The sequence below is a fragment of the Sporosarcina sp. AD_1 genome (assembly GCF_057373025.1).
On the sequence record NZ_JBPVIR010000002.1, the window covers coordinates 416,812 to 439,715 of the forward strand.

A 22,904-nucleotide genomic window follows, 5' to 3' on the forward strand; every position below is an offset into this window, starting at 1 on the left:
ATATGATTTGATAATCGTCTAATTGCTGAATTGGAGAAGGATGGAAGGGGGGATAGAAGATTGAAAAAAGAAGAAAAAGACTTTATGTTAGAAAAACTGATGATTCGATATGGAGATGAATTGGTAAGATTAGCGTTTTCCTATGTGAAAGATAGTGAGAGTGCGAAGGATATGGTGCAAAATTCGTTTATCAAATGCTATAACAATCTGGAGTCATTTCGGAAAGATTCTCAATTAAAAACATGGCTCTATCGAATAGTAATTAACGAATGTAAGGATTATTTAAAGAGTTGGAATTACAAAAAGGTGCAGGTGAAAAGTTTTATTAATGAAACAACAAAGTCCATATTACCATCTTTAGAGAGGATAGTTATTGATAAACAAAATAATAAAAGACTAAAGGATACGATCTTTTCTCTTCCTAAGATTTATCGGGAAGTCGTTTATTTGTATTACTATGAATCCTTAAGTACAGAGGAAATTTCTATAGTTTTAGACGTTTCAGTTGATACTATAAAAACTCGATTAAGAAGAGCAAAGCAAAGATTGGAGCCATTGATAAGGGAGGCGGAACTTCATGAAAGGTAAATTCATTGAAGAAAAAATCACGGCAGATCAAGAATTACGTTTTACAAGCGCTGATCGTAAGAAAGTATTTCGGAAGATTGCTGAACTTGAAAAGAATGTTAACAAGAAACCAGTTGGAATTTCCACGAGAATTTTTGCGCCGCTTACCATTTCTTTATTAGTAGTAGGTTTATGTGTTTTATTGTTTATACCATTATTTTCGTCTGTAAGCGTTTTTCCTATGAAGAAAGACCTGGCAGCAAGTGAATCAGTGTCTAAGGAAGACGAAGTCATCACCACCCTTATATCTGTTAAAGATGAAACGAGTAGAATACCTATTAACATTTTATTTACTTATAATAAAGACAAAGAAAAGGTGAAAGTGTTATCTATTCCACGAGATACTTATGTTCCAATAGAGAATAAGGATGGTACGATAATATACGATAAAATGACCTTTGCTTATATGGAGGGGGCTGGGGCAGAGAGTGTAAAGAATACTGTGTCTGAACTATTTGATTTACCAATTGACTATTATGCGGTTATCGATTTAGATACTTTCTCACAAGCGATTAATTCTGTAAGTGGAATAGATCATGAACTTGAGGAAGAAATTAGAGTTAGAGCTATTTCTCAAGCGGCATTCGAATTCCAAAAGGGAATAAATCGGTTGAATGGAGAAGAGGTTTTAGCATTATTAATGGATGCAACAGTTAGGAAAAACTTGGATGATGAAGACTTATTGAACATCATAAATGTAGTGATGGATAAAACTAAAAATGAAATTTCACGGATACAAAAAAATCATTCAGTCGAAGGAAATATCCCATTTGAGCCGTTTTTTAACGGTAAAAGAGAAATTCCCACCATACAGTCTGTATCGTTATTCAAAGGGATAAATGATGTTATGATTAATAAAAAATACTATATTACATTCGATAAAGCTTTTCTACACTCTGTAACGGAAGAGTTAACTCATTTTGACTAAACAGAGATTGCCATCTGACTTAAGTGAGTAATACCTATAGTTAATATATGTTATTTGATTCGAGTTCAAAACGATACAAGGGAAGGAGCTCGACTGTAAAAATTAAGGATAGATTGCGAAGCATCCACGAGGGGGATATTATGAGAATTTTAAAAGGGAAAATAGCAATTGTAACAGGAGCAAGTCGTTCTCAAGGGATTGGAGCTGCAATTTGTTTAATGCTCGCAGAAGCGGGTGCTGATATCTTTTTTACGCATTGGTGCAATTATGATGAAAGTGAGGGGAATGGTTCGGAAAGTGATTTTCCAAATCAATTACGTAAGAACATCAATAATTCAGGAGTACGCTGTGAACATATGGCGGCGGATCTATCAGAGCTGGAAACGCCAAATGCCATTCTGAATAGGTGTGAAGAACAACTTGGAACGCCAAGTGTACTGATAAATAACGCAGCATATGACAAACTAGTTGATTTTCGAAACATCGATGCACAAGTCCTGGATGATCACTATATGGTGAACAATAGAGGAACAATCTTATTAAGCACGGAATTTGCCAAAAGGTTTGAGAAAGCCTTCCCGGAAAAAAGTGGAGGAAGGATTATTAACCTTGTCTCGAAAGGCCCAGATCCCAATAATCTAGCCTATATTGCCTCAAAAGGCATGTTAATTGCAATAACTGAACCGTTGTCAGTTGGACTTGCTTCTCTTGGTATTACGGTAAATTCAGTTGATCCTGGACCGACTGATTCAGGTTGGATGGATAATGAAACAAAGGTAAACTTATCACGTCTTTTCCCTACAGGAAAAGTGGGAACGCCGGAAGATGCTGCGAGGTTAATAAAATTTCTAGCGAGTGACGAATCTGGATGGATAACTGGACAAGTTATTAAATCTGAAGGCGGTTTTGTTGGGAGATAAAGTATGGCAATTAACACACATTTTCTTAAATGTGGGGGAGGGAAGTATTTAATGAAAGCGTTACGTTCTCTCTGTTGTCTCGTCACATTCTCAGTTTTTGTGGTTGGTCTTTTCGGTTGTTCTAGTAGTGCTGACTGGAATTCATCATTTGTTGTATGGAAAGGTGATATGTATGAAGTCAGCAATGAATATGTAGAGGAAATAGATGAAGAAATCGGGCAGGTAACTAAGTATTCGGATAAGGAAGGGACATTCTCAGGAAACTTCTCAAACAAGTACAAAAAAGGGACTAGTTTTTTTTCAATAAAAGATATTAATACGGATGAAGCAATTGCTATTGAGGAAGATGGAAAATATCGTAAAGCTATTAACAGTGGAAAGTATGGGAGAAGTAATGATTAGCAATCAGGTTCGGTTAACTAGAAAAATATTACAAATACAAACCAGCAGGGAGGAGAAAAATGAAATTAAAAACAACGGTTGGAATATTCATTTTGGCATGTGCCATCATAGGAATTGTACTATTTGGCTTAATGCAAAAAGAACGGTACAGTACAGTGGCGGTGATGGACTCCTTATGGGATAAATATAATGTTCAAAGTACAATGATCGGTGACACTGACCCTGTGCTAGATGTGTCAGTTTACGATGAAAAAGACATAACAGAGGTTGAAAGTTATTTAAAAAAACAACTTATCCAAGGAAGATTTAGCACACTTCAAACTTGTTGTGTATCAGTATTCAGAAAACACGTGGGAATTTATGAAGAATGCACAGGAAAAGCGAAAATCGGTTTATAAATGACTAGATATTTTTAGATCAAAAGCCAAATTCCTGCTGAAAATAAATTGGAGTTTGGCTTTTGATAATCAATATTCTAATGTTAAATTGGTTTTTGAAATCAAGATATATATTGACTTAAAGATGATATGCTGTCTATGTAAAAAATATATTTTATCTCAATGTTTCAAGTATACTTATCAATGATACTCAACTTCCTATAATTTATATTATGTAAACTAAAAATAAAAAGAAAAAAAGAGGCCTACTACGTATCGCCTATCATACCAGTCGCCTCAATAATTATGAAATCTAGTGCTGTATTCAATTACATCATTGATGTTCAAATTATTTTCCTTTGCACATCTACGAACACGCTCAAGTAGTGTTTTCTTGTAAGTTGTTTTATATTGCACTCGATCTTTTGGTCGACATGATTTTTCGTAAGTGATAACTCCATTTGTTTTATGCAGCATTTCCTCTAGACAATCTTCTAGTATGTGATTAATATGCATTTCACGTTCGGCTGCTATGTTTTTTAGCTCCAGCAAAATTGCATTGCTAATCGTTGTTCTAAATCTCAATCTGCCATGTATCGTCTCATATGGCTTAGCAATTGGTTTGCCGTTAGCATGTAATAACATCCGATCTTTTTTGGACCGTACACATAAGTCGGTTGAGCTCGAATATACAATTTCCGCCAAATTAATTATTTGTACTTTTCCACTAACAGCTATTCTGAAGTATGGACGTTTCAAGTCGCTAAATCGCATTTCACACGTCGGCATAAGATCCCAAGCTCTAAAAACATCAATAAGAGATTTGGCGAATGACTCGCTAGCTGTGGTGATATTCATTTGATATCCTTCTTTTTGAACCCATCCATCTCCATCAATAACTCCGCGTACAAAAGCTGGAAGAAATTCAACTGGAATATCAGAAAATCTAACACTTCTTGATTTATTCGGCGTGATTCCAAGCTTTTCAAGATCAGATTTTATCACTTTCGAATTAATAATCAACATATGTGTTTTTCGAGTGCCTGTTGGCTCCGCAATTACTTCAGCAGCTTCCATGAGAGTTGCCACCTTTTGCAAAATCGTGACATCTTTTTGAGCCAGATAAACAGAGTGTAAATCTTTATTAACATGTCCATCAGTCATAAAAAGACCCAGTACCCACGCCATTTCATGTGTCCACCTCTTAAAGAAATCCTCATTAACCTGATGAATTCTCGGACGACCTGTTGGACGCATTTGGATTCCATGTTTACTCAGCACATTCCGTATCGCCCTATCCGAAAGACCTACAAGCTGGCACATCTCTTTGTAACTCATACCGCTTTCATACAGTTCAATTATTCTTTGGTCTGTTATCCCTTTAATCCTTGTCATATCACTCTTCCTTTAGTTATTGTTATTTCTATTATATAGAATACATGTTCGTATTACTAGCTAAATAAACTGTAAAGTTGCAATTTGATACATACATCTTTCTGATTACAGAGAGATGTTGTGAAACACAAAAAATAAGTACCCAAGGACAATCGTATCACTAAAAAGGGTCTATCTCCCCTTTTTCCATGCCTAGGCCATTTAATGGATTGGCAGCCTCTATTTTTCTATGTTACGGTTATTCCGCACAATTGTACAAATCTTCGGGGCAAGGTGAAATTCCTTACCGGCGGTGATCGAGCGTATGGCTCGTCAGTCCGTGACCCGTTTTCCACTTGGAAACGGTGGAGCTGGTGTAACTCCGGCACCGACAGTATAGTCTGGATGGGAGAAGTTTTTGTATCGATTGCTGCATGCCCTTAATGATCTGCCCTTTCTAATTTGAGAGGGGGAATGACATGGAACATAATGATTATATGAAGCTTGCAGTCCAGTTGGCACGCACCGCCACTGGGCAAACCTCTCCGAACCCAATTGTCGGGGCTGTTTGTGTTGCCAATGGACAAGTTGTCGGTACTGGCTTTCATATGAAGGCTGGAACGCCGCATGCCGAAGTCCACGCACTGCGAATGGCAGGAAAATTGGCTGAAGGCGCCGACCTTTATGTGACTTTGGAGCCTTGCGCCCATACTGGCCAAACGCCTCCATGCACTGAGGCCATTATTGCGAGCGGTATACGCCGTGTTTTCGTAGCATCGATTGACCCGAATCCGGCCGTCAGCGGCAAAGGCATCGGGCTTCTTCGAGATGCAGGTATTGAAGTAACGATGATTCCGAACGAAGAGGCAGATTTCAGTAACCGGGCATTTTTTCATTATATTCAACATCAAAAGCCGTACGTCACGCTAAAGGCTGCCGCCACATTGGATGGCCGATTAGCAACGCAGCATGGGGACAGCAAATGGATCACATCTGAGCAAGCAAGACTGGATGTCCATTACCTCCGCCACACCCATGACGCAATACTGGTTGGCGTACAAACTATTCTTCAAGATAACCCTTTCCTCACCACCCGTTTGCCCCATGGTGGAAAGAATCCAATTCGAATTATTTTAGATCGACGTCTCCGGACGCCAAAAACCGCGCATGTCATAACAGACGGCGCATCACAAACGATCCTTTTTACACTGGCTAACGCAAAAGGCATGGACTCTTTTAACGAATTCCCGCTTGTTCGTGTAGAAGCAATTCCCGAACATGCAGACTTTCTGACAGAAGTATTGGTTCGTCTTGCCAAAATGGGGATCATGACTGTCCTTGTAGAAGGCGGCAGCCACGTCCATTCAAGTTTTATCGACCAGGGACTTGCACATGAACTTTACTTGTATATAGCGCCAAAGTTAGTAGGCAATGGCCCTTCCCTATTCGAAAATAACGAAAGATCGTCTATCTCCGAATCTGAGATTGTGCATATCCTTTCGACGAAACAAATCGGAACTGATATCCGATTGCACGCCATCTTTTCAAAGGAGGTGTCACCTCCTTGTTCACTGGGATAGTAGAAGAAATTGGCGTCTTACAAGAAATAAAAAGAGGCACTCATTCTATGCAATTGGCAATCCATTGCAAAAAAGTGCTGGAAGACGTACACAAAGGAGATAGCATCGCAGTGGACGGTGTTTGTCTTACGGTTGTTGAATTTACATCCACCTTTTTCAGAGCAGATGTCATGCCGGAAACATTTGCTTCCACTACCCTTTCGTCAATGAAAACTGGCACCCAGGTGAATCTGGAACGTGCCATTTCAGCAAATGGACGTTTTGGCGGCCATTTTGTCTCCGGCCATGTGGATCAGGTCGGTGAAATTGTATCAATCAAGCCTGCATCGAATGCGGTCTATTTGGAGATTCGTACGCAGCATGAGCTGCTGCCTTACATTATGGAAAAAGGATCAATTACAATTGACGGCACATCACTTACTATATTTGCAGTTAGGGACGATACGTTTACGATCTCTTTAATTCCTGCAACACAAAAGGATTCACAAATCGGCCGAAAAAAGGTCGGATCCAATGTAAATATCGAATGCGACATGCTCGTTAAATATATGGATCAATTACTCTTCAAACGACATCACGAGACACCGGGAGGCGGCTTGTCAATGGACGTGTTAGCCGCTAACGGATTTCTAAAGTGAGGACAAGATGCCAATGTATACAACAGTTGAAATAGCAATTGATGAATTGAAACGCGGTAAACCGATTATCGTTGTTGATGATGAAGACCGCGAGAATGAAGGCGATTTTGTAGCGCTTGCTGAATTTGCCACACCTGAAATGATCAATTTCATGGCAACAGAAGGACGTGGATTAATTTGTGTACCTGTTGCAGAGTCACTGGCGCAACAGCTTGGATTAGCTCCTATGGTTCAAAGAAATACAGACACCCACGGGACCGCTTTCACGGTAAGTATAGATCATGTTGGCTCCCATACCGGTATCTCTGCTTTTGAACGGTCGAAGACGATCATGAAGATGATAGAACCACATGCTTCCCTTTCTGATTTCAGACAACCGGGACATATCTTTCCGCTCATTGCGAACAATGGCGGTGTCCTGCTAAGGGCTGGCCATACAGAGGCAGCGGTCGATTTGGCAATGCTTGCCGGTTCAAAAAAAGCGGGTGTCATTTGTGAAATTATGAACGAAGATGGATCGATGGCTCGTGGAAACCAGCTAACTGAACTTGCTCAACGCTTCGATCTCGTGATTCTGACGATCGAACAATTGATCGCCTACCGTAAAAAACAAGACAAACTCATTGAACGCATTGTCGATATCGACTTGCCCACATCGTTCGGCCACTTTAAAGCGACAGCGTATGTCGAAACATTGACGGGCCGTGAACATGTAGCGCTGGTAAAAGGCAAACCAGATGAGGTGGATGCCCCTCTCGTCCGTATCCATTCTGAATGTATGACCGGAGACATTTTCGGATCCTACCGATGTGATTGCGGTACCCAGCTGCAAGCTGCTCTTCGCCAGATCGAAGACGCTGGGACAGGCATTTTGCTTTATATGCGTCAGGAAGGCCGCGGCATTGGACTTGTGAATAAATTCAAGGCGTATCAATTACAGGAACAAGGCATGGATACGGTAGAAGCGAATGAGAAGCTTGGCTTCAAAGATGATGAACGGGATTATTTCCAATGTGCACAAATACTAAAGAATTTAGGGGTTACAAAGATTAATCTGATGACAAACAACCCTCGGAAAATAAATGCCTTAGCCACATACGGAATTACGGTTGACGAGCGTATCTCAATCGAATTGCCTGTACGGAAAGAAAACAGCGTCTACATGGAAACGAAAAAACAAAAACTAGGTCATTTGCTGAAAGCTTGAGGAGGAATTTGAAATGGGTACAACATATGAAGGCCATTTAATAGGAACCGGATTAAAAATAGCAATTGTTGTTTCACGCTTTAATGAATTCATCACTGGAAAACTGTTGAGCGGTGCGGAAGATGCACTGCGAAGACACGGTGTAGAACAAGAAGATGTGGACGTCGCTTGGGTGCCAGGTGCGTTCGAAATACCCCTTGTCGCAAAACAGTTGGCTGCTTCCAAAAAGTATGACGCCATTATTGCGTTAGGTACAGTTATCAGAGGGTCTACTCCCCACTTCGACTACGTATGCAATGAAGTGGCAAAAGGGATTTCCTCAATTAATCTATCGGAAGGGGTCCCAGTGATTTTTGGGGTCATTACGACCGATTCCATTGAACAAGCGGTTGAGAGAGCTGGCACGAAAGTCGGAAACAAAGGCTGGGATGCTGGCACCTCGGCCATTGAAATGGGTAATCTGATGAAACAGGTAGCAAAACAGTAAGGTGAAATTCTAAAGAAAGAAGACAGTCATTTCACATGGAAACGGCTGTCTTCTTTATCTATTTTCTTATCGTTTTTCAATTGAAATAAACACGATCAGTTTGTTGCAGCTCGTCTATCGAGGAAACACCGATTCCAAACATAGCCATCTTTAATTCCAGCTCGATCGTTTGCATGACTCGTAGTACTTCATCAACCGATTCTGTTGCTTCTTTCAAAATCGATTTCCCGAAACCAACGAGATCTGCGCCGAGAGCAATTGCCTTTGCTGCGTCTAACCCCGTGTGCATGCCGCCACTGCCGATGACAGTTTGTGCATCTCCTGCATGCTGACGGACAGCTACGATGCTTTCTGCCGTCGGGATGCCCCACCCGCTGAATGTCTCAGCCGCCTTGCGTTTTATTGCATCGTCCGACCTGAATTTCTCCACCTGGCTCCAGGACGTGCCGCCGGCGCCTGCAACGTCAATGAATTGAACCCCTGCATCGCATAATCTCTTTGCTGTTTCCCCGTCAATTCCCCATCCGACTTCTTTTACGCCGACGGGCACGGACAACGATTTGCATAAGAGCTCAATTTTTTGAAGCAGCGATTTAAAATTCGTATTGCCATCCGATTGGATCACTTCCTGGATGCTGTTTAGATGAAGGACTAGCGCATCTGCTTCGCTCATTTCAATAATCCGCATGCATTCTTCCTCACCAAATCCATAGTTAAGCTGAACGGCCCCGAGATTCGCGATAATCGGCACATTTGGCGCGTACTTTCTTACCTGAAAGGATTCTCTGTGCTGTTCACTTTCGATTAACGCACGCATGGAGCCTAATGCTAGTATCCAGCCTTGCTCTTCCGCAGCGATTGCCAAATTTCGGTTAATGGTCTCGGCAAACGCAGCGCCGCCTGTCATGGAGCTAATAAGGAATGGTTTTGCGCATGGTCGATTCACAAAAGAACTACTTAATTGAATCGATTCAAAATCCAATTCCGGTAATGCATTATGTATGAACCCGACCCGTTCGAACCCGGTCGTAATGTTTGTGCCTGTCACTTTCTCGTTTAAGGTGATGCTAATATGTTCCGACTTTCGTTTATGGATTGCCTCTGTCACATCTCTTCCGCCTTCCCGCCACCCATTCATTTCTGGCCCACTATCAGTATAGGCGATTGCCTGCTTTTATTCACCTAAATGACTTGTTACTGTTCTCGTTTAAAAACATAACTCACTTTCTCATATCCCATTTTTTCTTCATAGAAACGATGAGCCTCTGTTCTCCCTAGTCCCGAAGATAAAGCAACAGTGCCATAGCCCATTTCATGAGATAATTCTTGTATAAAATCCAGCAGCATTTCTCCATAGCCATGGGAGCGGAAAGAAGCGTCCGTCACAAGGTCACAAATCCAAATATAATTGCCATAATAAAGTGTAGTCATCGGCATCCAGCCGATGATCGAAACGATTTGGCCATCGATGAGCAACGCGTGCTGCCGGTAGCTCATTTTTTCTTGTGCTTCCAAAACAAGTGGGAGATACGATTCCTCTGATAGATGAGTCCGCAGTTGACGCATAACCGGGAACCCTTTTAGCAACTCCTCTACTGACTGCAGTTCGAAGATCCGTTCGTTCACTGTTATCATACCCCTTCTGAATCGCTTGCCGTTGTTCATTGATCGGTAAACATACAAAGCGACGAGAAAACGTGTCGTTTATCCGTCGCTTTGTTCTGTCTTTTATTATCCGTTAAAAAGCTTGATGTCGAGCTCCGGTTACATTACACGCCCATCTTTCTGCGGGATTGCGATACTTTTTTCGCTTGCTGGCTTTTCATTTTCGGTGTTTGCTGAATCGAGTTTCCTGTGGAACGGTTTGGATTGGCTTTGTTTTTCTTCGCTTCCAACTGCTGTTTCACAGCGTCTTTTAAACTCATCTTTGTTTTTTCTTGATTGTTTGGGGTAGTTGACATACGGGCTTCCTCCCTCGTGCTTGGTTAATAGATTTTACCATTGATTGAAATCCTCTGTCCAGTCAAAAAAGGAAATAGCATGTAAATTCAGTCAGAAAGTTGCCTCTTGCTTTTCTCTCTCAGCAGCAGCCAAATGATTAAAAACATGCCAAGGGCAACAGCTTCAAGGGAGACAATATACCAAGGATAAGGACCTAAATAATCAAGTAAACTTCCATTCACTGGTTTGCGTGACAAGAACATATAATTGCCTTCCACTCTTTTATTAATGAAGAGGATGAAGGGCAAAAGAATATTTAACATCAGCAATGCCTGAAAGACGCCGCGCAAGGTCGGCGAATAACCTCGCACCCAGACAAAGTACAAGCCGGTCAGGATGATTCCCATATGCGTAACGAAAAAGTGAAAAAATCGGAAGTGAGGGAAATTCAAGTCTAATACCGGAGTAATCAATGCTTGAAGTGCCCCAGCGATGCCTGCAAAGATGACGAAATTCGCAATCGAACGCTTGCCGGACCAAAGCAAGATAATAGTCGCGAGCAATGAAATGCTGCACAGTTCTACTGGTAATGAATCCTGCAGCCGCCACCTTCCTGTCCCGGCCATCCATAAATGAAATCCAACTTCAAGAGCAAATAAAACGATAGCGAACGAACGTTCCGCCCCTCGCAAATTCGTCACTCGATCCCGCAAACGATGCCTACTTGCAAATAGGCACCCGACCAAAATGAAGAAAATGATGATTACACTAATATGCACTGCGGAAAACATCGTAAATTCATTCGTTTGCAAAATCTTCACCCTCACCTGCAATTGATCTTACCTACTAGACGCTTTTCCTGCACGGAAGTTCTCAAACACGAAATCTCAATCGGTATCATATGCTAAAGAAGATTCCGTGATAGGAGGAATTCCTATGGCTTTCTATCCATATCCCTTTGTGCCTTATACTGTGCAGCGTGTTCCACATCCAAATCTCGTTGCTTATACCCCTGCACACATGGCCATACAGCCACCGGGTGGTCAGCGAGATCCCTTCCCGCCAGTCGATATAAAGCAATTCAACTTATCCGCTCGCAGGTTCCGTGAGATTATGAAGCAGGCCGATCTGTTTACTGGCAAAGTGATTGCGTCAGATGAATTTGCTCGACAGCTGAAAGAAGCGGCACAGGCTTCAAACCAAGGGGAAGTTGACCGACTCATCCGTTCTACAGGCGTCACCATCTCGTACCAGCTGCTTTACACACCAGACGGCCTTCGGATTGATTTTGCGAACAATGATTCGCAAAGCAGCTGCTGTCGTCTGCGCATGAACTTAGGCTGGTAATAAAGTTAGTACCGTCGTAAAGTACTGGATATTCAATGCTGAATAGCTATGTAAATGGCTGAAGGATTGCAGTACTGCTAGCGGCAATGTAATAAAAAAGACCTCCATTCCTGCAAAATCAGTTGGAGGTCTTTGTCGTTTCGCACACAGAATTATAGCTATTTTCAATTTATCGTTCCTTCTCCCATTCGTCAATCAACTTTCCACGTTTTAAATGCAGAATTCGATCCCCTAGTTTCTCTGCCTCTTGCCGATCGTGAGTGACAATCAGGAAAGGCACGCCTTTCCACAATTGGTGAAGCCGAAGCAATTCATCTTGGCACTGAAGCCGTGTCTCTTCGTCGAGTGCGGATAACGGTTCGTCAAGGAGCAGCAATGAGGGTTCAGTGGCAAGAGCCCGGGCAAGCGCGACACGCTGTTTTTCGCCGCCCGATATTTGGTGTGGGTACTTCTTGATTAAATGATGGATACCTAATACATCAAGCAGCTGTTGAATAATGTCCCTTTTGTTCGGGCGGTCTTTTTTCGGCACCCCGTACCAAATATTTTTTTCCACAGACATGTGAGGAAACAACGCATAGTCTTGAAACAGATAACCGACCTTCCTTTTTTGGACCGGAATCGATTTCCCTTCGCCATACAATAATCTGCCTCCTAAATGAATGCTTCCATTGTCCGGCTGATCCAGTCCCGCCAAACAATTTAAAATGGTTGTCTTGCCTGATCCAGAGGGGCCAAATAGGACAACTATCTCATGATCTGCAGTAAATGTTACATCCAACTCGAAATGGGAGAGCTTTTTTTGTATCTGTACGTCCAACACTTGTTTCACCTGCCCTTCTCATTTGCAAACCGTCTCATATTTCGTTTGCTCCACCAATTCAGCCAGGTGATCGTACTGAAACCGAGCGCCACAATTATGATGACCCAGAAAGTGGCTTGTTCCATATGCCCCGACTCGACAGCAAAATAAATCGCCATTGGAATCGTATCTGTTTTTCCCGGTATGTAGCCTGCGAGCATGAGCGTCGCTCCGAATTCTCCCAGTCCTCTTGCAAATGACAGGACAAGTCCCGCAAGCAGTCCGGGCCATGCAAGCGGGAAGGCGATCGTCCAAAAGACACGCCAATTAGAGGCCCCCATTGTCCTGGCGGCATTTTCCAGGCGTCCGTCCACATTCTCGAATGCCGCAGCAGCGCTTTGATACATTAAGGGGAAGGAGACGACAACGGAAGCGATGACAGCTCCAATCCAGGAAAAGACGATTTGAACGTCAAACCACTGGAGCAGCCATTTGCCCAGCCATCCATTCTTCCCGAATAATAACAGCAGACCGAAACCGACAACAGTTGGCGGCAGGACGAGCGGCAGTAAAAAGAAAGATTCGATGATACTCTTACCGAAGAATTGCTTTCTTGCAAATAAATGAGCAAAAAAGATGCCTGTAATGAAAACAATTGTCGTAGAAATTGCCGCCACTTTTAGCGATAAGATCAAAGGTGTGTAATCCGCGGGTGCCAACACCAGCACCTCCCCTCTTATTGAAAACCGTATTTACGAAGGACTGCTTGGCCTTCTTCCCCCTGTAGAAAGTCAAGAAATGCCTGTGCTTGATCTGCGTGTTTTGTTTCTGAGATGACCGCTCCAGGATACACGATAGGCGTGTGCCAGGATTCATCAGCGGACGCGAGCACTTTCACCTGCTTAGAAATAGCCGCATCACTGGAATAAACAATGCCGTAATCCGCGTTGCCCATTTCCACATGGGTCAGCACTTGCCGGACATCCGACCCGTAGACAAGTTTGCCTTGAAGCGGCTTCCATAGTCCGAGCCTATCAAGCACTTCTTTGGAATAGCGGCCGGCCGGCACGCTTTCCGGATCCCCAATCGCAAAATGTTGCAACGTAGAAGGATTCATATCTTCAAATGAGACGGCACTGTCTTTCGCATCCTCGTTTGCAATCAATACCAATGTATTTTTCGTGAAATTGATCCGGCTGTCTGGATCAATCAAATCGGACTTCTCCAGCCTGTCCATATCCTGTTCGCTGGCAGATAAAAAAATATCGGCAGGTGCTCCATTTTCAATTTGAGTTGCCAGTTTACCGGAACTGCCAAAATTAAAATTCACTTTAATATCTGTATGTTCATTTTCAAATGTCGTTTGCAATTCTGTCAAGGCGTCTGTCAAACTTGCAGCGGCGGATACCATGATTTCGCTCCGCTCTGATGCTGCTCGATCGTTTTCTACGGTATCTTTGCCGCAAGCCCCCAGCCATATAAAACAGCAACTCATGAATAAGAAAAACAGAATTCTTCGCATTATATCCCACTCCCTATCATTATATGTAACTACAACACATCATTTATAACATATTATATCTAATTATATCTACTTATAATTAAATGAATTTACATATTATTAGACTGTTCTCTTTGCTTTTGCATAGGAAATGATAGAGAATGAGATTATACACCAGTTTTTCATAGGGCCGGAAGGAGGATGGGAGAATGAACAATCACACGGCTTCCTATACGACAGAAGAAATTGCGGAGATGTTAAAGGTTTCTAAACTGACGGTATATGATTTAATTAAAAAAGGGGATTTGCGGGCCTACCGTGTCGGTAGACAAATGAGGGTAGATGAAGAAGATCTGGACGCTTATAAAGAAAGCTCGAAAAGTGGCCAGGCGGAGCGAAAACATCAGCCACAGGAAATTGTGAAGGCACCGGCCGCTCCTCCCGTTTCAGCGATCCCAGTCTCCCCCCTTCCGCGAACCACCCATCAATTGATCATAAGCGGCCAGGATATTAGCCTTGATCTGCTCGCAAATGCTATTGAGAAAGGAACAAGCGGCTACCGTCCGCTGCGCTCTTTTTCGGGCAGTTTGAACAGTCTTGTGTCCATGTACCGCGGAGAGGCCGATGTCGTCAGCCTCCATTTATTCGATGGTGATACGGGCACCTACAATATTCCATATGTAAAACGATTGCTCGTTGGCCATTCGTATATGGTTGTCAATCTGCTGTTCCGCACTGCCGGCTTTTATGTACAAAAAGGAAATCCGAAAGGCTTGAGCGGATGGCGTGATTTTAAGACACCCGGTCTGACGATTGCCAATCGGGAAAAAGGCTCGGGCTCCAGAGTGTTACTCGATGAGAAGCTGCGGATGGAGGGGATTTCAGGAAAGTCGATCCTCGGATACGAAAAGGAAGAGCTGAATCATTTTGCTGTTGCCGCAAAAGTTGCTGCGGGACAAGCCGATGTCGGGGTTGGCATTGAAAAAGCGGCATTGTTGACCGGGGTAGATTTCGTGCCGCTCATTCAGGAACAGTATGATATCGTCATGTTGAAGACGGACGAAAATGCAGCGCTGCGCGAATCACTTCATTCCATTTTGCAGTCAGAAAGCTTTCGTAGTGAACTGGAATCCTTAGGCGGCTACGATTTATCCGCCATGGGCAGAATCATCTATGAGACAGAATAAAAAAGGAAGCACGGTGGCTAGGATTCTCCACCACGTGCTTCCTTATTTTAATTTGATTCTTTTTTCACATCTTCATAATACATCGTTTCATCATATTCAAACTTGTTATAACGCAACTTATACAATTTAAATAGATGCGTCAATACGACTTTTATCAAAGCGTAGCCCGGTATACCAAGAATTACTCCCGGCACACCGAATAAGGAACCGGCCGACAAGAGGACGAAAATAATCGTAATCGGATGGATCTTCAATGATTTCCCCATGATTTGCGGCGAAATGAACTTTCCATCCACTAATTGAACAATCGTCCATACGACGGCTAATTTCACGAGCATGAAGGGTGATGTAACAATGGCGATAATGACTGCAGGTGTGATCGCGATAATCGGACCCAAATAAGGTACGACACTCGTAAACATGGCAAGCACGCCAAGCAAAAACGCATATTTCATGCCGATGATTTGGAAACCGATCGACACCATGATACCGATGCAGATAGCGACAAGAATTTGACCTTGAATATAGGCGCTGATCTGGTGGTCCGCATCCTTAAAGATCGCTTCCGCATCATCCCGAAACCGTGGCGGCAGCAATTTTTTAATGAATGCCGGCAGCTTTTCCCCGTCCTTTAGTAAATAGAACAGAATGAACGGGACAGTGGCAATCGCGAGGATAAAGCCAGTCAGCATGGAAATAAATGAAGTGATGCCGGTCGCGATGCCGCCTATCATTTCAGTGACCATTCGGCCGAGATCGCCAAGTCCCTTATCCAGCAGTGTATTAACGTTGAAATTCGACCCCTCGTAGTAGGATGAGAAGATTGAAGTTCGCAAAAATGCGTCCAATTTGATGACCATCTGCTGAAAATAAGTCGGAAACTCATCGACCAGGTTGGCAAACTGTCCTTTTAAAAACGGAAAAACGAGAACGACGAGCAATGTAATGAGCCCGATGAGACCGATAAAGATAATGAGGATGCCCCATACTCTCGGAATGCGAAGCCGTTCCAGCAACCGTAAAATGGGCCGTAAAATATAATAGGCGATCGTCGCCAGGATGATCGGCAAAACAACGGTAGAGAAAAATACTTTAATCGGGTAAAACACAAACGAGACTTTACTGAAGACAAGAATAATCAGACCAATGAGCAAAAGAAGGCCGAGTACATACAATGTGCTGCGGCCTCCTAAAAATGCAATGATCCGATGGGTGCCTGCTTGGCGGCTTGGTTGAGCTTTATTTTGATCGTTCAACATTCCATCTGCCCTCTCCTTGTTTATTCCTATTGCTGAAGAAACTCAGCGATCGCATCTTTATTTTTCTGCAAATCGAGTTCGATTACGGAACCTGCGTGTGCATAGGAGTTAAACGAATAGGAGCCTTCCACCGGTACAGTCATCGTGTCAATTTTTGCTCCGCGATTCATAAGGACGGTAAGGGCTCGTGTAAGTTCATCCTTCGTGCTTAAGTCCGTTTGAATAAAACCGGAAACGGAACCTGCAAGTTTTGGCACATGCAGCAGCATCCCTGGACGCATCGCCTCTTCTTTGACTGCAGAGATCACTTTCTGCTGCCTTGCCACCCTGCCGAAATCGCCTTCCGCATCTGCACGGAAACGTGCATAGCCAAGCAACTCCTTGCCATTTAACTGATGGGTTCCTGGCGTAAGCGTTACGCCAATTTTCTCTGACATCTCTTTCTCCACATCCATCTCAATGCCGTCTGGGAAGGCAGTATCGATGATCGACTCAAAATTATCAAAATCGATGATCGCATAATGGTGGATCGGCAGATCGAACATGCCTGAAATCGTATCCTTCGCTGTCTGCACGCCACCTAAATAATAGGCCGTGTTCAGCTTGTAAGATTTATACCCGGGTATATCAGCGTAAATGTCCCGCATAAACGAAATAAGACGCATCTTTCCCTCTTTTTTATCCCAAGACAGTACCATCATCGTGTCTGTACGTGAGCGTCCGCTGCCATCATCATCTATACCAAGCAGGAGAAAATTCTCGACAGAAGGTTTTTTTGGATCCGCAAGATCCCCTTTGAAAGGCCCTGGATCAATTTCATGTCCCTTTGCGAGCGATTTACCTGCATTGAATTGCAAATAGGAGTAACAGCTTGCTATGAGGAGGAATAAGATAAACAGCGTCAGAATGACCCTGCCGATGCGGAGCTTCTTCCTCCTTCTTCTCCGTGGTAAAGGCCCTTCATATTGTTCTTCCATTCAATTGACTCCTCCGAACTATAATTTCAGTATGTAAAGTAGGACGAATGAGGGTTGGACGGGTTCCGTCTTTAAAATAGTATAGCATGTCGCATGCCTACAAGGCATTTATCACTTCCCGAACACATCCATCTGCATACCATAATAGAAAAGGAGGTGTTGAATATGGGAAATGAATACTGCGGAGGAGGATACGGCTCGTCTTTCGTGCTAATTGTTGTCCTATTTATTTTGTTGATCATCGTGGGTGCCGCTTACATCTGTTAATCGGAGACCATTTATTCAAATACCGCCTTTTCTTGCAAGGACGCATGGTGCGTCCTTGTTTTCGTATGTAAAAATGAGCGCAGCTGTAGAAACATGGTACAATAAAAATAGAATTGAGTTATGGGAGGTTGGTTGCATGTCGACAGAAACAACATGGGAGAAGGCAACATTTGCAGGCGGCTGTTTTTGGTGCATGGTCAAGCCTTTTAAAGAATGGGATGGCATCATTGATGTTGTTTCAGGCTATATGGGCGGTCATTTGGAAAACCCTACATATGAAGACGTAAAAGGCGGCGAGTCCGGACATTTGGAAGTAGTGGAAATCACTTTCGATCCTGCCGTTTTCCCTTATGAGCAATTGCTGGATGTGTATTGGCAGCAAGTGGACCCGACAGATGCGGGCGGTCAATTCCATGACCGGGGCCATTCCTATACCACTGCTATCTTCTTTCATACGGAAGAACAGAAGAAACTGGCCGAACAGTCGAAGGATGCTTTGCAGAACAGCGGCCGTTTTAACAAACCTATCGTGACACCGATCCGCCCTGCGGAACGTTTTTATCGGGCGGAAGAATATCACCAGGATTATTACCGAAAAGAAAAGAACCATTATGAAGAAGATCGGGCCAAGTCAGGCCGGGATGAATTCATTGCGGAACATTGGGAGAAATAATGGAAAGAGCAGGGAGCCGATCTACCGGCCCCTGCTCTTTTTACATTTGCTCTTGTTTCTTGCCGTTTCCAATTAAGAAGGCTAAGACGATCATAAGAAGGAAGAAAGCAGCTATGATGAGCAGTGTATTTTGATGGTTGCTCGTCAAATCATAGAGAACGCCAATCAACAAAGGCAAAAGCCCGGCCATAATAAAACCACCTGTCTGCATCATGGCAGTCCAACTGTTGGTTTCGGCGGCCGTTTCTGTTTCATCCAATGGAAGAAGCAGAGCAATTGGGAATAACCCGCCAAGAGGGATGCCGAGGACAAAAGCGCCCACCCATGTCAGCGACGTGCTGCCCGTTCCGATAAATCCTATTGCAATTAAACCAAACAGAAGAATCGTCAGCAGCCAAAACCGACGTGCCGGGAAACGAGCGATCAACAACGGGAACAGTAAATTGAACAGGATTTGGATGATCGTCATCATGCTGAGCATGGAGCTTGCTTGAAGCAAAGTGAAACCATTGTCCGTTACTACAGGAACGAACCAAGTAACAATCGAGAAAAATGTCGATGCCTGCAATCCAAAAAACAAGAGTAGAATCCAGGCTCTCGGAGATTTCCAAGGTGAACTTCCGGCGGCTTGGACGTTCTCTTTCGTTTGCTGGCGTACGCGTATTTCCCCTTTTGTTGCCACCAGCCAAAATAGGATGCCGAGTAAAGCCAGAATGGACCAAATCCCGAGCGCCATCCGATGTGATGCTGTTGACTCATAGACAAATGCGGTCAGGCCAGCACTTAAGGAAGCGCCAACCCCCATGCCAAATGAGTATACACTTATGACAGAAGCGGCGCGTTCAGGAAATTTCTGTTTAATCATCGCGGAAAGCAACGGTCCGATGATGGCAATGGAAATGCCGATTCCGAAAGCGGTCAGCAGCAAAATACTATAGCTGTCGTTCACTCCCCTAACTGCAGTGAGAAGACCGATTACAAAAAGCATCAATAAAACAGAATTGGCAAGCCCGAGCTTTCGATTCAGAACAGGTGCAAAAGAGGCAAATATCCCCATACAGAGAACCGGCAGCGAGGTGAGCAAGCTGACTTGCGCATTGGAAAGATCTAAATGATCCCGGATCGTGTCCAGCATTGGACCGATAGAAGTGATGGCAGGCCTCATATTGATGGCTACCATAAAAATACCTAGAATAATAACGATGGTCTGTGTTCTTTTTGTCATTCTGGGAGTGCTCCTTCATCTTACGAACTTGTGTTTCCATCCTCTCCCACGTATAATTACACGTGAAAGGATGATAGAAATGAAGATTGATCATTGGGCTTATGCCCGCAAATACCAAATCAAATGTGTTTTTGATAAATACCCTTCAACTGTCTTCCTGTTTCGAAGAGTCGCTGATTATTATTTCATATTTTCGTCTTCAGGAATAGATGTGAATGAAATCCCGTCCCCAAAAGATTACGTCCGGATGGAATACTTGCTTAACAAAGAGCTGGGCACGCTGCAAGCCTATCGTAACCGCAAGAGGCTAAGAAATTCAACGATCTCCTCCTGATGAATTTTTCTGACGAAAAGCGCTGGAATTCAATGCCCCTCGTTCCCTATTCCCCTTGGTTCATGCTATAATAGGAGCATTGTGAAATTAGGAGGATTATTTATGATAGCAGTAAGTAATGTCAGTCTTCAATTTGGTGATCGCAAACTTTTTGAAGATGTCAATATACAGTTCAACCCAGGCCATTGCTACGGCTTGATCGGAGCGAACGGTGCAGGTAAATCAACATTTTTGAAAGTCTTGTCTGGCGAAATTGAGCCGCAAACAGGAAATGTCATTATGAACAAAGATGAGCGGTTAGCCGTCCTGAAACAGAACCACTTCGAATATGAAGAAAACGAAGTACTTGATACAGTCATCATGGGCCATAAGAAACTGTATGACATCATGACAGAGAAGAACGCAATTTACATGAAAGAAGATTTCTCAGACGAGGACGGCATGCGTGCTGCCGAGTTGGAAGGTGAATTTGCTGAGCTAAATGGATGGGAAGCTGAGTCGGAAGCTGCCATTCTCCTTCAAGGACTAGGCATACCCGAAAGCATGCACCATGTAAAATTGTCCGAGTTAACTGGTTCAGATAAAGTGAAAGTTCTCTTGGCGCAAGCTTTATTCGGCAAGCCGGATGTCCTTTTGCTGGATGAGCCGACGAACCATCTTGACTTGAAAGCGATTCAGTGGCTCGAAGAGTTTTTAATCAACTTTGAAAACACAGTCATCGTCGTATCCCATGACCGTCACTTCCTGAATAAAGTATGTACGCAAATTGCCGATTTAGATTTCTCTAAAATCCAGCTCTATCCGGGCAACTATGATTTCTGGTATGAATCGAGCCAATTGGCCCTTAAGATGGCACAGGATCAAAACAAAAAGAAAGAAGAAAAGATCAAGGAACTTCAAGCATTCGTTGCCCGTTTTAGTGCGAACGCATCCAAATCGAAACAAGCGACATCGCGCAAGAAAGCCTTGGATAAAATTCAATTGGATGACATCAGACCATCTTCCCGCCGGTATCCTTTCGTTAATTTCCAAATCGGACGTGAAATCGGGAACGATGTGCTTTCCGTACAAGGTATTTCCAAGTCGAAAGAAGGCAAACAGCTTCTAAAGGATGCTACTTTTACAATGGGTAAAGAGGATAAGATCATTCTTCTAGGCAATCCGCTTGCCAAAACAGCGCTTCTTGAAATTTTGGCAGAAGAGGATCAGCCAGATGAAGGCTCCATCAAATGGGGCGTCACGACATCTCGTGCCTACTTCCCTCTTGACAACAGCGAGTTTTTCGAGGGTTCGGAAGAGACTCTTGTGGAATGGCTGCGCCAATACTCCCCTGAGGATCAAACAGAGACTTTCTTGCGTGGATTCCTCGGACGCATGCTGTTCTCTGGTGAAGAAGTGAAGAAGAAACCTTCCGTTCTTTCCGGTGGCGAAAAAGTGCGCTGCATGCTCTCAAAAATGATGCTGACGAGCGCCAATGTTCTTTTGCTTGACGAACCGATGAACCACTTGGATCTTGAATCCATTCAAGCGTTAAACAATGGATTGATCGCATTCAAAGGTGCAATGGTCTTCACGTCACATGACCAGCAGTTCATTCAGACAGTTGCCAATCGGATTATCGAAATCCGTGAGGACGGCACTATTTTCGATAAAATGATGCAATATGATGAATACCTAGAGTGGAAAGATCAACAAGTTGTTTCGAATTAATTGTCCTGTAAAACCGTTTTCCTTCATTGGAAAGCGGTTTTTCTTTTGTAGTAGGATAATCGGTACTCGTTCGGGCATTCTAAACAAAAAGGAGTGGAATGCATGAAAAAAGCTGCTATTTTCCTGACAGCCTTCTTGTTCGCGATTATCATGGCAGGCTGTTCTTCAGGAAAAGAGAATACAGTCCCAAACAACTCAGGTAATTCTGGCAAGCCCCTCAAGTCAAATGAGTCGTCACAGGGAGTGCAGAAAGTGGATAAAGGCTTGCTTGATTATTTTCTAGCAGACGGAGCTAAAGCCCATTTCCGAGGGGAAGGCCAGAATTTTTCTGAGCTTGATGTTCAGTTTGCGATGCCATACGAAAATTATGTCATAGTTCATGAAAGCAACGGCCAGGCGATTGTCCGTTATGTTTATCAAATCGGCGAAAAACAAATCACAACTCTCAGCTATGATTTAGTTGATTCCACAACTGACTTCCCTACCTTGGATGAAATAAAAAAGATGGAACCTGTCGGCGTCTATCTTCACAAACCGTTTGAGAAAGGGCAGCTATTTGGTCAATGGGAAATTGTTGAAACCGGTGTCCCAGTCGAAACATATTTCAAGAAATTCGACAACGCATTCGTCCTCCAATCGACAGAGCCGATCATTGGCGCAGAAAACAAGGCGTATATCGTGAAGAAGTATTTTGTGGAAGGTTTCGGTGAAGTGAAGCGGGAATCCATCATGAAAACGACGGATGGGGAACGTCTAGTCATGACCTCAACATTAGAATCCGTCTCACAACCGTAAAAAAGAGGCAGCCTTTTGAGGCGCCTCTTGGTTTGACAGATTATTGTTTTACAACGTTAGCTGCTTGAAGTCCACGGTTGCCTTCTACTACTTCAAATTCAACGTGTTGACCTTCGTCTAGAGATTTGAATCCGTCTCCCTGAATTGCGGAGAAGTGTACGAATACATCATCTTCGCCTTCTACTTCGATAAATCCGAAGCCTTTTTCAGAGTTGAACCACTTTACCGTACCTTGTTTCATCCTACTACCTCCAAATAATAAATACTTAACTAATACGTGAACTCCCTACAATGAAAAAATTCACATATTACAAAAAGTACCGATGAGCACCGATCACTTTTTGTA

General features: G+C 43.3%; 28 protein-coding genes and 1 riboswitch. Of the genes, 16 read left to right on the forward strand and 12 right to left on the reverse strand.

What is annotated here, in order from left to right; genetic code table 11:
- The first annotated feature begins 60 nt into the window (after positions 1-60).
- From ACSW3C_RS05365 to ACSW3C_RS05385, 5 genes are all read left to right on the forward strand, one after another.
- A complete protein-coding gene (locus ACSW3C_RS05365; protein WP_486561288.1) occupies positions 61-588 on the forward strand; it encodes a sigma-70 family RNA polymerase sigma factor in 528 nt (175 codons plus the stop codon).
- Entirely contained in the window at positions 578-1,555 is a 978-nt protein-coding gene (locus ACSW3C_RS05370; protein WP_486561290.1) for an LCP family protein, read from the forward strand. Before ACSW3C_RS05365 ends, ACSW3C_RS05370 begins: the two co-directional genes overlap by 11 nt.
- Positions 1,556-1,695: 140 nt before the next feature.
- Complete coding sequence (locus ACSW3C_RS05375) at positions 1,696-2,475, forward strand: SDR family oxidoreductase (RefSeq protein ID WP_486561292.1); 780 nt, start codon at positions 1,696-1,698, stop codon at positions 2,473-2,475.
- Positions 2,476-2,526: 51 nt separating this feature from the next.
- Complete coding sequence (locus tag ACSW3C_RS05380) at positions 2,527-2,877, forward strand: hypothetical protein (protein ID WP_486561293.1); 351 nt, start codon at positions 2,527-2,529, stop codon at positions 2,875-2,877.
- A gap of 59 nt (positions 2,878-2,936) precedes the next feature.
- Positions 2,937-3,275 (forward strand): YolC/YozM family protein, encoded by a 339-nt coding sequence (locus ACSW3C_RS05385; RefSeq protein ID WP_486561294.1) that lies wholly within the window; start codon positions 2,937-2,939, stop codon positions 3,273-3,275.
- 276 nt (positions 3,276-3,551) lie between these two features.
- Here the strand turns inward: ACSW3C_RS05385 and ACSW3C_RS05390 are convergent, their stop codons facing one another.
- Positions 3,552-4,649: an LAGLIDADG family homing endonuclease gene (locus ACSW3C_RS05390; RefSeq protein WP_486561295.1), complete on the reverse strand. Its 1,098-nt coding sequence runs from the start codon at positions 4,647-4,649 to the stop codon at positions 3,552-3,554.
- Positions 4,650-4,904: 255 nt separating this feature from the next.
- Positions 4,905-5,049, forward strand: a riboswitch (FMN riboswitch).
- Between the two features lie 58 nt (positions 5,050-5,107).
- Between ACSW3C_RS05390 and ribD the strand changes: the two genes are divergently transcribed.
- The 4 genes from ribD to ribH are packed head-to-tail and all read left to right on the forward strand — an operon-like array spanning position 5,108 to position 8,540.
- Entirely contained in the window at positions 5,108-6,208 is a 1,101-nt protein-coding gene (gene ribD / locus ACSW3C_RS05395; RefSeq protein WP_486561296.1) for a bifunctional diaminohydroxyphosphoribosylaminopyrimidine deaminase/5-amino-6-(5-phosphoribosylamino)uracil reductase RibD, read from the forward strand.
- Positions 6,193-6,846, forward strand: coding sequence for a riboflavin synthase (gene ribE, locus ACSW3C_RS05400; protein WP_486561297.1), 654 nt, complete (start codon positions 6,193-6,195; stop codon positions 6,844-6,846). The genes ribD and ribE overlap by 16 nt, the downstream gene beginning before the upstream one ends.
- A gap of 13 nt (positions 6,847-6,859) precedes the next feature.
- The gene (locus ACSW3C_RS05405; RefSeq protein ID WP_486561299.1) at positions 6,860-8,053 is read left to right on the forward strand and encodes a bifunctional 3,4-dihydroxy-2-butanone-4-phosphate synthase/GTP cyclohydrolase II; all 1,194 of its coding nucleotides are present in this window, start codon (positions 6,860-6,862) and stop codon (positions 8,051-8,053) included.
- A 13-nt stretch (positions 8,054-8,066) separates the two neighbouring features.
- On the forward strand, positions 8,067-8,540 hold the full coding sequence (gene ribH / locus ACSW3C_RS05410; RefSeq protein ID WP_486561301.1) for a 6,7-dimethyl-8-ribityllumazine synthase: 474 nt from the start codon (positions 8,067-8,069) through the stop codon (positions 8,538-8,540).
- Positions 8,541-8,616: 76 nt separating this feature from the next.
- On the opposite strand, the gene fni is transcribed toward ribH, so the two are convergent.
- The 4 genes from fni to ACSW3C_RS05430 form a co-directional block, all read right to left on the reverse strand.
- A complete protein-coding gene (gene fni, locus ACSW3C_RS05415; protein WP_486561516.1) occupies positions 8,617-9,648 on the reverse strand; it encodes a type 2 isopentenyl-diphosphate Delta-isomerase in 1,032 nt (343 codons plus the stop codon).
- Positions 9,649-9,734: 86 nt separating this feature from the next.
- Positions 9,735-10,175, reverse strand: a complete 441-nt coding sequence (locus tag ACSW3C_RS05420; RefSeq protein ID WP_486561302.1) for a GNAT family N-acetyltransferase — start codon at positions 10,173-10,175, stop codon at positions 9,735-9,737.
- 134 nt (positions 10,176-10,309) lie between these two features.
- The gene (locus ACSW3C_RS05425) at positions 10,310-10,501 is read right to left on the reverse strand and encodes a hypothetical protein (RefSeq protein WP_486561303.1); all 192 of its coding nucleotides are present in this window, start codon (positions 10,499-10,501) and stop codon (positions 10,310-10,312) included.
- An 87-nt stretch (positions 10,502-10,588) separates the two neighbouring features.
- Entirely contained in the window at positions 10,589-11,293 is a 705-nt protein-coding gene (locus tag ACSW3C_RS05430) for a YwaF family protein (RefSeq protein ID WP_486561305.1), read from the reverse strand.
- A 124-nt stretch (positions 11,294-11,417) separates the two neighbouring features.
- Between ACSW3C_RS05430 and ACSW3C_RS05435 the strand changes: the two genes are divergently transcribed.
- Complete coding sequence (locus ACSW3C_RS05435) at positions 11,418-11,828, forward strand: YuzC family spore coat inner layer protein (RefSeq protein ID WP_486561307.1); 411 nt, start codon at positions 11,418-11,420, stop codon at positions 11,826-11,828.
- Between the two features lie 169 nt (positions 11,829-11,997).
- Here the strand turns inward: ACSW3C_RS05435 and ACSW3C_RS05440 are convergent, their stop codons facing one another.
- The 3 genes from ACSW3C_RS05440 to modA are packed head-to-tail and all read right to left on the reverse strand — an operon-like array spanning position 11,998 to position 14,152.
- Positions 11,998-12,651 (reverse strand): ATP-binding cassette domain-containing protein, encoded by a 654-nt coding sequence (locus ACSW3C_RS05440; RefSeq protein WP_486561517.1) that lies wholly within the window; start codon positions 12,649-12,651, stop codon positions 11,998-12,000.
- A 5-nt stretch (positions 12,652-12,656) separates the two neighbouring features.
- Positions 12,657-13,349 (reverse strand): molybdate ABC transporter permease subunit, encoded by a 693-nt coding sequence (gene modB, locus ACSW3C_RS05445; protein WP_486561308.1) that lies wholly within the window; start codon positions 13,347-13,349, stop codon positions 12,657-12,659.
- Positions 13,350-13,366: 17 nt separating this feature from the next.
- Positions 13,367-14,152 (reverse strand): molybdate ABC transporter substrate-binding protein, encoded by a 786-nt coding sequence (gene modA, locus ACSW3C_RS05450; protein WP_486561310.1) that lies wholly within the window; start codon positions 14,150-14,152, stop codon positions 13,367-13,369.
- A 188-nt stretch (positions 14,153-14,340) separates the two neighbouring features.
- Between modA and ACSW3C_RS05455 the strand changes: the two genes are divergently transcribed.
- A complete protein-coding gene (locus ACSW3C_RS05455) occupies positions 14,341-15,318 on the forward strand; it encodes a substrate-binding domain-containing protein (protein ID WP_486561312.1) in 978 nt (325 codons plus the stop codon).
- Between the two features lie 47 nt (positions 15,319-15,365).
- Here the strand turns inward: ACSW3C_RS05455 and ACSW3C_RS05460 are convergent, their stop codons facing one another.
- Together ACSW3C_RS05460 and ACSW3C_RS05465 are read right to left on the reverse strand one after the other, a co-directional pair.
- A complete protein-coding gene (locus ACSW3C_RS05460) occupies positions 15,366-16,577 on the reverse strand; it encodes an AI-2E family transporter (RefSeq protein WP_486561314.1) in 1,212 nt (403 codons plus the stop codon).
- A gap of 26 nt (positions 16,578-16,603) precedes the next feature.
- The gene (locus ACSW3C_RS05465) at positions 16,604-17,554 is read right to left on the reverse strand and encodes an LCP family protein (protein ID WP_486561315.1); all 951 of its coding nucleotides are present in this window, start codon (positions 17,552-17,554) and stop codon (positions 16,604-16,606) included.
- 165 nt (positions 17,555-17,719) lie between these two features.
- Here ACSW3C_RS05465 and ACSW3C_RS05470 point away from each other — a divergent pair, with 165 nt between their 5' ends.
- A complete protein-coding gene (locus ACSW3C_RS05470) occupies positions 17,720-17,821 on the forward strand; it encodes a YjcZ family sporulation protein (protein ID WP_238081428.1) in 102 nt (33 codons plus the stop codon).
- 136 nt (positions 17,822-17,957) lie between these two features.
- Positions 17,958-18,494 (forward strand): peptide-methionine (S)-S-oxide reductase MsrA, encoded by a 537-nt coding sequence (gene msrA, locus ACSW3C_RS05475; protein ID WP_486561317.1) that lies wholly within the window; start codon positions 17,958-17,960, stop codon positions 18,492-18,494.
- 40 nt (positions 18,495-18,534) lie between these two features.
- On the opposite strand, the gene ACSW3C_RS05480 is transcribed toward msrA, so the two are convergent.
- Positions 18,535-19,719, reverse strand: coding sequence for an MFS transporter (locus ACSW3C_RS05480; RefSeq protein WP_486561318.1), 1,185 nt, complete (start codon positions 19,717-19,719; stop codon positions 18,535-18,537).
- A gap of 79 nt (positions 19,720-19,798) precedes the next feature.
- Between ACSW3C_RS05480 and ACSW3C_RS05485 the strand changes: the two genes are divergently transcribed.
- The 3 genes from ACSW3C_RS05485 to ACSW3C_RS05495 all read left to right on the forward strand — a co-directional run bounded on the left by ACSW3C_RS05485 (position 19,799) and on the right by ACSW3C_RS05495 (position 22,558).
- Positions 19,799-20,053, forward strand: a complete 255-nt coding sequence (locus ACSW3C_RS05485; protein ID WP_238081434.1) for a hypothetical protein — start codon at positions 19,799-19,801, stop codon at positions 20,051-20,053.
- A 102-nt stretch (positions 20,054-20,155) separates the two neighbouring features.
- A complete protein-coding gene (locus ACSW3C_RS05490; protein ID WP_486561320.1) occupies positions 20,156-21,763 on the forward strand; it encodes an ABC-F family ATP-binding cassette domain-containing protein in 1,608 nt (535 codons plus the stop codon).
- A gap of 102 nt (positions 21,764-21,865) precedes the next feature.
- Entirely contained in the window at positions 21,866-22,558 is a 693-nt protein-coding gene (locus ACSW3C_RS05495; protein ID WP_486561322.1) for a hypothetical protein, read from the forward strand.
- A 40-nt stretch (positions 22,559-22,598) separates the two neighbouring features.
- Here the strand turns inward: ACSW3C_RS05495 and ACSW3C_RS05500 are convergent, their stop codons facing one another.
- Positions 22,599-22,799, reverse strand: a complete 201-nt coding sequence (locus ACSW3C_RS05500; RefSeq protein ID WP_238081440.1) for a cold-shock protein — start codon at positions 22,797-22,799, stop codon at positions 22,599-22,601.
- Positions 22,800-22,904 lie beyond the last annotated feature (105 nt).

What these genes read in the sequence shown, in the direction of transcription:
- ACSW3C_RS05370 (WP_486561290.1), top strand. Translation starts at nt 578, where the DNA reads ATGAAAGGTAAATTCATTGAAGAAAAAATCACGGCAGATCAAGAATTA.
- ACSW3C_RS05375 (WP_486561292.1), top strand. Translation starts at nt 1,696, where the DNA reads ATGAGAATTTTAAAAGGGAAAATAGCAATTGTAACAGGAGCAAGTCGT.
- ACSW3C_RS05380 (WP_486561293.1), top strand. Translation starts at nt 2,527, where the DNA reads ATGAAAGCGTTACGTTCTCTCTGTTGTCTCGTCACATTCTCAGTTTTT.
- ACSW3C_RS05385 (WP_486561294.1), top strand. Translation starts at nt 2,937, where the DNA reads ATGAAATTAAAAACAACGGTTGGAATATTCATTTTGGCATGTGCCATC.
- ACSW3C_RS05390 (WP_486561295.1), bottom strand. Translation starts at nt 4,649, where the DNA reads ATGACAAGGATTAAAGGGATAACAGACCAAAGAATAATTGAACTGTAT.
- ribD (WP_486561296.1), top strand. Translation starts at nt 5,108, where the DNA reads ATGGAACATAATGATTATATGAAGCTTGCAGTCCAGTTGGCACGCACC.
- ACSW3C_RS05405 (WP_486561299.1), top strand. Translation starts at nt 6,860, where the DNA reads ATGTATACAACAGTTGAAATAGCAATTGATGAATTGAAACGCGGTAAA.
- ribH (WP_486561301.1), top strand. Translation starts at nt 8,067, where the DNA reads ATGGGTACAACATATGAAGGCCATTTAATAGGAACCGGATTAAAAATA.
- ACSW3C_RS05420 (WP_486561302.1), bottom strand. Translation starts at nt 10,175, where the DNA reads ATGATAACAGTGAACGAACGGATCTTCGAACTGCAGTCAGTAGAGGAG.
- ACSW3C_RS05425 (WP_486561303.1), bottom strand. Translation starts at nt 10,501, where the DNA reads ATGTCAACTACCCCAAACAATCAAGAAAAAACAAAGATGAGTTTAAAA.
- ACSW3C_RS05435 (WP_486561307.1), top strand. Translation starts at nt 11,418, where the DNA reads ATGGCTTTCTATCCATATCCCTTTGTGCCTTATACTGTGCAGCGTGTT.
- modA (WP_486561310.1), bottom strand. Translation starts at nt 14,152, where the DNA reads ATGCGAAGAATTCTGTTTTTCTTATTCATGAGTTGCTGTTTTATATGG.
- ACSW3C_RS05455 (WP_486561312.1), top strand. Translation starts at nt 14,341, where the DNA reads ATGAACAATCACACGGCTTCCTATACGACAGAAGAAATTGCGGAGATG.
- ACSW3C_RS05460 (WP_486561314.1), bottom strand. Translation starts at nt 16,577, where the DNA reads ATGTTGAACGATCAAAATAAAGCTCAACCAAGCCGCCAAGCAGGCACC.
- ACSW3C_RS05465 (WP_486561315.1), bottom strand. Translation starts at nt 17,554, where the DNA reads ATGGAAGAACAATATGAAGGGCCTTTACCACGGAGAAGAAGGAGGAAG.
- ACSW3C_RS05470 (WP_238081428.1), top strand. Translation starts at nt 17,720, where the DNA reads ATGGGAAATGAATACTGCGGAGGAGGATACGGCTCGTCTTTCGTGCTA.
- msrA (WP_486561317.1), top strand. Translation starts at nt 17,958, where the DNA reads ATGTCGACAGAAACAACATGGGAGAAGGCAACATTTGCAGGCGGCTGT.
- ACSW3C_RS05480 (WP_486561318.1), bottom strand. Translation starts at nt 19,719, where the DNA reads ATGACAAAAAGAACACAGACCATCGTTATTATTCTAGGTATTTTTATG.
- ACSW3C_RS05485 (WP_238081434.1), top strand. Translation starts at nt 19,799, where the DNA reads ATGAAGATTGATCATTGGGCTTATGCCCGCAAATACCAAATCAAATGT.
- ACSW3C_RS05490 (WP_486561320.1), top strand. Translation starts at nt 20,156, where the DNA reads ATGATAGCAGTAAGTAATGTCAGTCTTCAATTTGGTGATCGCAAACTT.
- ACSW3C_RS05495 (WP_486561322.1), top strand. Translation starts at nt 21,866, where the DNA reads ATGAAAAAAGCTGCTATTTTCCTGACAGCCTTCTTGTTCGCGATTATC.
- ACSW3C_RS05500 (WP_238081440.1), bottom strand. Translation starts at nt 22,799, where the DNA reads ATGAAACAAGGTACGGTAAAGTGGTTCAACTCTGAAAAAGGCTTCGGA.